Source organism: Streptomyces amakusaensis (assembly GCF_039532665.1).
In the GTDB taxonomy this organism is placed as follows: Bacteria; Actinomycetota; Actinomycetes; order Streptomycetales; family Streptomycetaceae; genus Streptomyces; species Streptomyces amakusaensis.
Map to the genome: position 1 here is coordinate 1 of NZ_BAAASB010000039.1, position 9,646 is coordinate 9,646.

General features: G+C 73.2%; 1 protein-coding gene. It reads right to left on the reverse strand.

What is annotated here, in order from left to right:
* Positions 1 to 9,583, reverse strand: a 9,583-nt coding sequence (locus ABD371_RS34715; RefSeq protein ID WP_344486408.1) for a type I polyketide synthase, incomplete at its 3' end; no start/stop codon positions are given.
* Positions 9,584 to 9,646 lie beyond the last annotated feature (63 nt).

Sequence of the window (9,646 nt, forward strand, 5' to 3'; positions counted from 1 at the left end):
GCTCCGTCACCAGATGACGGGCGAACAAACCACCCAGCGTGCCACTCGCACCCGTCACCAACACCGTGCCGGCCGGGTCGAATCCCGTACTCACAGCCTCCGGAACCGCCGCCCGCACCAGCCTGGGCACACGGGCCGAGCCTCGGCGTACCGCGACCTCCTGCTCGCCCGAGGCGAGCACGGCGGACAACGTGCGGTAGGACGCGTCGGCACCGTCGAGGTCGACCAGACCGAAGCGGCCGGGGTTCTCCGACTGCGCGGACCGCACCAGACCCCACACAGCCGCGCCCGCGAGGTCGTGTACGGGCTCGTCCGGTTCGGTCGACATCGCGCCACGGGTGACGAACACCAGGCGGGAGGATGCGAACCGATCGTCGGCGAGCCAGGTGTGGACGAGGGCGAGAGCGTCGGCCGCACGGGTGTGCACCGCGCTCGGGAGGGCTTCCTCCTCCGTGCCGGATTCGGCCGTGATGAACACCAGCGGGGGTACGTCGCCGTCCCCGGCGGCCAGGGACGTCAGGTCGGCGTGGACCTGTGCGTCGATTCCCGGCAGCCCCGTGCCCACCACCGCGTGGTCGACACCGGTCGGCGCTGCCGTACGGTCCGTCGGCAGCGCGGTCCAGGCGAGCTGGAACAGCGACTCGTGGCGTCCGCCGCTCGCCGCGCCGATCTGCTCGGGCGAGACGGCCCGCAGAACGAGTGAGTCGACCGAGGCGATCGGCCGGCCCGCCGTGTCGGCGAGTTCCAGCGAGACCGCGTCCGGTCCGGCGGCCGTCAGCCGTACGCGAGCGGCCACCGCGCCGGCGGCGTGCAGCCGGACACCGGCCCAGGCGAACGGCAGTCTGGCGGTACCGGCCGACTCGTCGCCGTCGCCGTCGGCACCGGTCAGTACGCCACCCAGTGCCAGGGTGTGCAGCGCCGAATCGAGGAGCGCGGGGTGCAGACCGTACCCTTCGGCGTCCGTCTGGGCGTCGGCGGGCAGGGCGAGTTCGGCGAAGAGTTCACCGTCGTGCCGCCAGGCGGCGCGCAGGCCCTGGAACAGGGTGCCGTAGCCGAGCCCGGAGGCGGCGAGGGTGTCGTACGCGCTGTCCACCGGTACGGGGGTCGCCCCGGCCGGTGGCCACACGGTGAGGTCGTCGGGCTCGGGCCGCGTCTCGTCCGACAGCAGGCCGTCGGCGTGCCTCAGCCAGGGCCCCTCGCCGGCGTCGGGGCGGGAGTGGACGGCCACCGTGCGCCGGCCCGAGGAATCGGGCGCGCCGATGACGAGTTGCAGCTGAATCGCACCCTCCTCGGGCAGGACCAGCGGGGTCTGGAGGGTCAGCTCCTCCAGGGCGCGGCTGCCCACCTGCTCGCCCGCGTGCAGGGCCAGCTCGACCAGGGCCGTGCCCGGCAGGAGCACGGAGCCCATGACCGCGTGGTCCGCCAGCCAGGGATGCGTGCGCAGCGAGAGCCTGCCGGTGAAGACGCGTCCGTCGGCATCCGCCAGCGCGACCGCCGCGCCCAGCAGCGGATGACCTGCGGATGCCAGCCCGAGGGCAGCGGTGTCCCCCGGCGTGGTCGTACCGGTGCGCGGCCAGTACCGCTCACGCTGGAACGCGTACGTCGGCAGTTCCACGCGCCGCGCGCCGGTGCCCGCGAAGTACGCCTCCCAGTCCACCGCCACGCCCCGCACATGAACCTGGGCGAGCGCTGCGGCCACGGTCTCGGCCTCGGGCCTGTCGGCACGCAGCAGCGGCGCGAAGGTCGCCCCGTCCTCGGTGACGCAGTCCTGGGCGAGGGCGGAGAGGACGCCGTCCGGGCCGAGTTCGAGGTACGAGGTGACTCCGGCGGCTTCGAGGGCGCGGACGCCGTCCAGGAAGCGGACGGCTTCACGGACATGGCGTACCCAGAAGTCGGCGGTCGACATGTCGTCGCCGACCAAAGCACCGGTCAGGTTGGAGACGACCGGGATCGCCGGGGAGCCGTACGAAAGGGTCTCGGCGACTGTACGGAACGCCTCCAGCATCCCGTCCATGTGCGGCGAGTGGAACGCATGACTCACCGTAAGACGCTTGGACTTACGATCGGCGAACTGCTCGACCACGGCCAGAGCAGCGCTCTCGTCACCCGCTATCACGACCGACTGCGGACCATTGATCGCCGCGATGCTCACCCGGTCGGTCAGCAGCGGGAGAATCTCCTCCTCCGACGCCTGGACGGCGACCATCACACCACCCGTGGGCAGCGCCTGCATCAAACGCCCACGAGCCGCCACCAGCGTGCACGCATCAGCCAGCGAGAACACCCCCGCCACATGCGCCGCAGCGATCTCACCAATCGAATGACCGGACAGGAAGTCCGGCCGCACGCCCCAGCTCTCCAGCAGCCGGAACAGCGCCACCTCAACAGCGAACAACGCCGGCTGCGTCACCGCCGTCTCATCGAGAGCACCGCTCTCATCACTGAACAGCGCTTCCTTCAACGGCACATCAAGACGCCCGCACACCTCATCCAGAGCGTCCGCGAACACCGGATACGCGCCGTACAACTCACGACCCATCCCCAGCCGCTGACTCCCCTGCCCCGAAAACAGGAACGCCGTACGCCCCGCCTTGCTGACCGCTCCCCGAACCAGGCCGGGGGCGGTGCCCCGGTCCGCGAGGGCGGTGAGGGCGGTGGTGAAGGTGTCCTCGTCGGCGGCGAGGAGGACGGCGCGGTGGTCGAAGGCTGCGCGCCCGGTGGCCAGGGAGTAGGCCAGGTCCGGGAGGGCGGTGCCGGGGCGGGCGGCCAGGTGCGCCCGCAGGGTGTCGGCCTGGGCCGCCAGCCCGTCCGCGCTGCGGGAGGTGAGCCGTACCGGCACCGGATGCGGGGACACCGTCGCCGTACCGTCGGCGGGCGCGGTGGACTCCTCGGGGGCCTGCTCGATGATGGTGTGGGCGTTGGTGCCGCTGATGCCGAAGGACGAGACGCCCGCGCGGCGCGGGCGGCCGGTCTCCGGCCACTCCACGGCCTCGGTCAGCAGGGAGACGGCACCCGCCGACCAGTCCACGTGCGGCGAGGGCCGGTCGGCGTGCAGGGTCCGGGGAAGCACCCCGTACCGCATCGCCATGACCATCTTGATGATGCCCGCGACACCGGCGGCGGCCTGGGTGTGGCCCATGTTCGACTTGATGGAGCCCAGCCACAGCGGCTGATCGGCCTCACGGTCCTGACCGTAGGCGGCGAGCAGCGCCTGCGCCTCGATCGGGTCACCCAAGGTGGTCCCCGTGCCGTGCGCCTCGACGGCGTCGATGTCGGCGGGGGCCAGGCCCGCGCTCCGGAGCGCGGCGCGGATGACGCGCTGCTGGGACGGGCCGTTGGGGGCGGTGAGTCCGTTGGACGCGCCGTCCTGGTTGATCGCAGAGCCACGGACGAGCGCGAGGACCGGGTGGCCCTTGGCGCGGGCGTCGGAGAGACGCTCCACGAGGAGCATGCCGACGCCCTCGCCCCAGCCGGTGCCGTCGGCGTCGGCGGAGAAGGCGCGGCAGCGGCCGTCGGCCGACAGCCCGCGCTGGCGGCTGAAGCCGACGAAGGTGCCGGGGGTGGCCATGACGGTGACACCGCCCGCGAGGGCCATGTCGCACTCGCCGGTGCGCAGCGCCTGAACCGCCATGTGCAGGGCGACGAGGGAGGAGGAGCAGGCGGTGTCGATGGTGACGGCGGGGCCTTCGAGGCCGAAGGTGTAGGACACCCGGCCGGAGGCGATGCTGCCGGTGCTGCCGGAGCCGAGCGAGCCGTCCGCGCCGTCGGCGGATCCCTCCAGCAGGGCGGCGTAGTCGTGGTACATCACACCGGCGAAGACGCCGGTGCGGCTGCCGCGCACGGTCGCGGGGTCGATCCCGGCCCGTTCGAACGCCTCCCAGGTGGTCTCCAGCAGAAGGCGCTGCTGCGGGTCGGTTCCGACGGCGTCGCGCGGGCTGATCCCGAAGAAGGCCGGGTCGAAGGCTGCGGCGTCGTGGAGGAAGCCGCCGTGGCGGGTGTAGGAGGTGCCCGGGTGGTCGGGATCGGGGTCGTACAGCGTCTCGACGTCCCAGCCCCGGTCGTCGGGGAAGCCGGAGATGGCGTCGCCGCCGCTCTCCAGCAGTCGCCACAGCTCCTCGGGGGTGGTGACACCGCCCGGGAAGCGGCAGCTCATCGCGACGATGGCGATCGGATCGTCATCAAGGGAGCCGGCTACGGGTACGGCGGTGCCGGGGGCCTCCGACGCCTGTACGGAGCCGAGTTCGGCGGCGAGATGGCGGGCCAGGGTCAGCGAGGTCGGGTAGTCGAAGATCAGGGTGGCGGGCAGTCGGCCGCCCACGGACGCGCTGAGCCGGTTGCGCAGCTCGACCGCCGTCAGCGAGTCGAAGCCCAGCTCGCTGAAGGCGTGTTCGGGTTCGATGGCCTCCGGGGAGCCGTGGCCGAGCACCTCGGCGACATGGCCGCGCACGAGGTCGAGAAGCAGCCTCTCCCGGCCGGCCGTGTCGAGGCCCGCGAGCCGCTGTTCGAGCGGGGAGCGGCCGGTGCCGCCGCGCCCGGCGGCGGCGCGCCGTACGGGGGTACGGACCAGTCCGCGCAGCAGCGGGGCGACTTCGCCGCCGGGTGCGGCGGTGGGGAGGGTCAGCCGCATCGGTACGAGCAGCGCGGTGCCGTGGTCGTCGGCCGCGCTCAGAGCGTGGGCGCGGTCGAGGAGCGCGAGGCCCTCGGCGGCGCTGAGTCCCTGTACGCCGCCGCGCCGCATCCGGTCGATGTCGGCCTGGTCGAGGGAGCCCGCCATGCCGTCGGCGTCGGCCCACAGGCCCCAGGCGAGCGAGGTGCCCGGGAGTCCCTGGGCGTGCCGGTGCTGGGCGAGGGCGTCGAGGAAGACGTTGGCGGCGGCGTAGTTGCCCTGTCCGGGGGCGCCGAAGACACCGGCGGCGGACGAGAAGAGGACGAAGGCGGACAGGGGGAGTTCGCGGGTGAGTTCGTGGAGGTGGAGGGCGGCGTCGGCCTTCGGCCGAAGGGCGGCGGAGAGCCGCTCCGGGGTGAGGGATTCGATGACACCGTCGTCGAGGACTCCGGCGGTGTGGACGACTGCGGTCAGCGGATGCCCGGCGGGGATCGCGGCCAGTACAGCGGCGAGCGCCTCCCGGTCGGCCGCGTCGCACGCCGCCCACCGGACCTCCGCACCCAGACCGGCCAGCTCAGCGGCCAGCTCGGCAGCGCCCGGGGCCCGATCGCCACGGCGGCTGAGCAGCAGCAGACGACGCACACCCCGCTCCGACACAAGGTGACGGGCGACGAGCCGGCCGAGCGTGCCGCTCGCGCCGGTGATCAGCACGGTGCCGTCCGGGTCGTACGCCGGAACCTCACCGGAGGAACCACCGGAGGGGCTGGCGGGGACACGAGCCAGTCGGGGGGCGTGGGCCGTGCCGTCGCGCAGGGCGATTCGCGGCTCGTCGGAAGCGAGTACGGCGGCCGGGGGCAGCCCGTCGGTGTCGCTGCCGGCGCCGGTTTCCGGGTCGCTGTCGATGAGCGAGAAGCGGCCCGGGTGCTCGGACTGCGCGGAGCCCACAAGACCCCAGACGGCCGCCTGCACCGGATCGGGCTCCCGGCCACCGGCCGCGACCGCGCCATGGGTGAGCAGGACGAGCCGGGTGTCGGCGAACCGCTCGTCGGCGAGCCAGCGGTGCAGCAGGTCGAGTGTCCGGTGGGCGGCTTCGTGGACCGCCTCGGGGGTGAGGCCGGCCGGGGGCGCGAACCGTACGAGCACCGCGTCCGGGGCGGGACGACCCGCGTCGAGCGCCGCGCCGAGCGCCGTCGGATCGGCGTGGTGGGCGATGTCCGCGCCATGCGTGCCGGACAGAGCGGGCCCGCCGAGGACGGCCAGGCGCGGTTCGTCGGCCGGGTCGCCCGCGAGGGTCAGCGGGGTCCAGTCCACCCGGAAGAGCGAGTCGTGGTCCCGTACGCGGCCGAGCCGGTCGGCCGAGACGGCACGCAGCGCGAGCGACTCGATGTCGGCGACGGGCCGGCCCTCGCCGTCGGCAAGGGCGAGGGACACCGTGTCGGGCCCGGTCTTCGACAGCCGTACGCGCAGCACCGACGCGCCCACGGCGTGCAGGGACACACCGCTCCAGGAGAACGGCAGCCGTCCCCGGCCGGTGTCCTCGACCAGTCCGGCGAGGCCGATGGTGTGCAGCGCCGAGTCCAGCAGCGCGGGGTGCAGCCCGAACCGGCCCGCCTCCGCGCGCTGTTCGTCGGCGAGTTCGATCTCCGCGTACGACGTCGTCCCGTCGGTGCTCCGCCAGGCGGCGCGCACGCCCTGGAACGCGGGGCCGTACCGCAGGCCGGCCTCGGCGAGCCCTTGGTAGAGCTCCTCGACGGGCAGGGGTGCGGCGTCGGCCGGGGGCCAGACGGCGGGCACGGAGTGGGGCTGGGGCGCGCCGGAGGCGAGTACTCCGTCGGCGTGCCGGGTCCAGGGCTCGTCGGTGTCGGAACTCCGGTCGCCGTCGGCGGCGGGCTCCGGGCGGGAGTGCGCGGTGAGGGTGCGGCGTCCGGTGGCGTCCGGCGCGCCGACCCAGAGCTGGAGCTGTACGCCGCCGTGCTCGGGCAGGACGAGGGGGGCGTGGAGGGTGAGTTCTTCGAGGAGGTCGCAGCCGATCTGGTCGCCCGCGCGGATCGCCAGCTCGACGAAGGCGGTGCCCGGCAGCACGGCCGAGCCCATGACGGTGTGGTCGGCGAGCCAGGGGTGGGTGTCGAGCGAGAGCCTGCCGGTGCAGAGGAACCCGTCGGTGCCCGCGAGCACGACGGCCGCACCGAGCAGCGGATGGTCCGCCGCGCCGAGGCCGGCCGCCGAGACGTCCCCTTCGAGGTGGCCCGCGTCGAGCCAGTAGTGCTCGCGCTGGAAGGCGTACGTGGGCAGCTCGGCGCGGCGCGCGCCGGTCCCGGCGTAGTACGCGTCCCAGTCGATGCCGACCCCGCGCACCTGGAGCCGGGCGAGCGCGCCGGTCAGCGCCTCGGTCTCGGAACGGCCCCTGCGGAGCACGGGGACGAAGGCGGCGGTGTCGCCGGTCGGGCAGTCCTGTGCCATGGCCGAGAGCACGGCGTCGGGGCCCAGCTCCACGAAGTGCACGACATTGCGGTCGGCGAGGAAGCTGATGGCGTCGAGGAAGCGGACGGCCTCGCGGACGTGGCGTACCCAGAAATCCGCCGAGCCCATCTCGTCCGTGACGAGGGTGCCGGTGAGGTTGGAGACGACCGGGATCTTCGGGTTACCGTACGAAAGCCCCGCGATCGCCGTACGGAACGCGTCCAGCATGCCGTCCATGTGCGGCGAATGGAACGCGTGGCTCACCGTAAGGCGCTTGGACTTGCGGTCCGGGAACTGCTCGACCACGGCGAGAGCGGCGCTCTCGTCACCCGCGATGACGACGGACGCCGGGCCGTTGATCGCCGCGATGCTGACCCGGTCGGTCAGGAGCGGGAGGATCTCGTCCTCAGAGGCCTGGACCGCGATCATCACACCGCCGGTGGGCAGCGCCTGCATCAACCGGCCACGAGCAGCAACCAGCGTGCAGGCGTCCTCCAGTGAGAACACCCCCGCCACATGCGCAGCCGCGATCTCGCCGATGGAGTGACCGGACAGGAAGTCGGGGCGTACGCCCCAGCTCTCCAGGAGCCGGTAGAGGGCAACCTCGACCGCGAACAGCGCGGGCTGCGTCATCGCCGTCTCATCGAGAGCACCGCTCTCGTCTACGAACAGTGCTTCCTTCAGAGCCAGTTCGGGAGCGAACCGAGCACACACCTCATCCAGAGCCCGAGCGAACACCGGGTACGCCGCATACAGCTCACGCCCCATCCCCAGCCGCTGACTCCCCTGCCCCGTAAACAGGAACGCCAGCTTCCCGGCGACCGGACGGCCCTGGGCGATGCCCGAGGCGCTCGGGGCGGGCTCCTCGGGGCCGAGGGCGGCGAGGGTCTCCAGGGCACGGCGGAGCCCGGGTTCGTCGGCTGCGGTGAGGACGGCACGGTGTTCGAAGTCGGTGCGCGCGGTGGCCAGGGAGTGGGCGATGTCCCCGGCGGCCGGGCCGGGCCGGGCGGCGAGGTGCGCGGAGAGCTTGCCCGCCTGGGCGCGCAGGGCGGCCGGGGTCTTCGCGGAGAGGTTCCAGAGCGCGTGCGGGGCGGCGGGCACGGCCTCGGCGTCGGCCTCGGGTTCGGCGGTGTCCGGGGCCTGTTCGAGGATGGTGTGGGCGTTCGTCCCGCTGATGCCGAAGGACGAGACGCCCGCGCGGCGCGGGCGGCCGGTCTCCGGCCACGGTATGGACTCGGTGAGCAGCGAGACCGCGCCCTCCGACCAGTCGACGTTCGGTGTCGGCTCATCGACGTGCAGGGTCTGCGGCAGCACGCCGTGGCGCATCGCCATGACCATTTTGATGATGCCCGCGACACCGGCGGCGGCCTGGGTGTGGCCCATGTTCGACTTGATGGAGCCCAGCCACAGCGGCTGATCGGCCTCACGGTCCTGACCGTAGGCGGCGAGCAGCGCCTGAGCCTCGATCGGGTCACCCAGGGTGGTGCCCGTGCCGTGCGCCTCGACGGCGTCGATGTGGGCGGCCGTCAGCCGGGCCCCGGCGAGGGCCTGGCGGATGACACGCTGCTGGGACGGGCCGTTGGGGGCGGTGAGGCCGCTGCTCGCGCCGTCCTGGTTGACGGCGGAGCCTCGTACGAGCGCGAGGACGGGGTGGCCGTTCTTCTGCGCGTCGGAGAGACGCTCCAGGACGAGCAGACCCGCGCCCTCGCCCCAGCCGGTGCCGTCGGCGGCGGCGGCGAAGGACTTGCAGCGGCCGTCGCCCGCGAGGCCGCGCTGACGGCTGAACTCGGTGAAGGTGCCGGGCGTCGACATGACGGTGACACCGCCGGCCAGCGCGAGCGCGCACTCGCCGTTGCGCAGGGCCTGCGCCGCGAGGTGCACGGCGACCAGCGAGGACGAGCAGGCGGTGTCGACGGTGACCGCCGGGCCCTCCAGACCGAGGGTGTAGGCGATCCGGCCGGAGGCGATACTGCCGGAGCTGCCGTTGCCGAGGAAGCCCTCGATCTCCTCGGGCACGCTGAACAGCCGCGCGGCGTAGTCGTGGTACATCAGTCCGGCGAAGACGCCGGTGCGGCTGCCGCGCAGGGAGGCGGGGTCGATCCCGGCCCGTTCGAAGGCCTCCCAGGAGATTTCGAGGAGGAGGCGCTGCTGCGGGTCCATGGCGAGGGCCTCGCGCGGCGAGATCCCGAAGAAGCCGGGGTCGAAGTCGGCCGCCTCGTGGAGGAAGCCGCCGACCCGCTCGTAACTCTCGATCCCGCTGTCGGGGTCGGGGTCGAAGAGGACGTCGCTGTGCCAGCCCCGGTCCTGGGGGTAGGCGGAGACGGCGTCGCCGCCGCGCGCGACGAGTTCCCAGAGCTGTTCGGGGGTGTCGACACCGCCCGGGTAGCGGCAGCTCATCGCCACGATGGCGATCGGCTCCTGCTCCCGCTCCTCCATCTCGCGCAGCCGTCGTCGGGCCTCGCGGAGGTCGGTCGTCGCCCGCTTGAGGTAATCGAGGTACTTTTCCTCGTTCACCATTTACGCCATCCCCGTGATCAGTGTCGGAAAGCTCGCGCGGAGCAAGTGGAAGTGAAAGTGAAG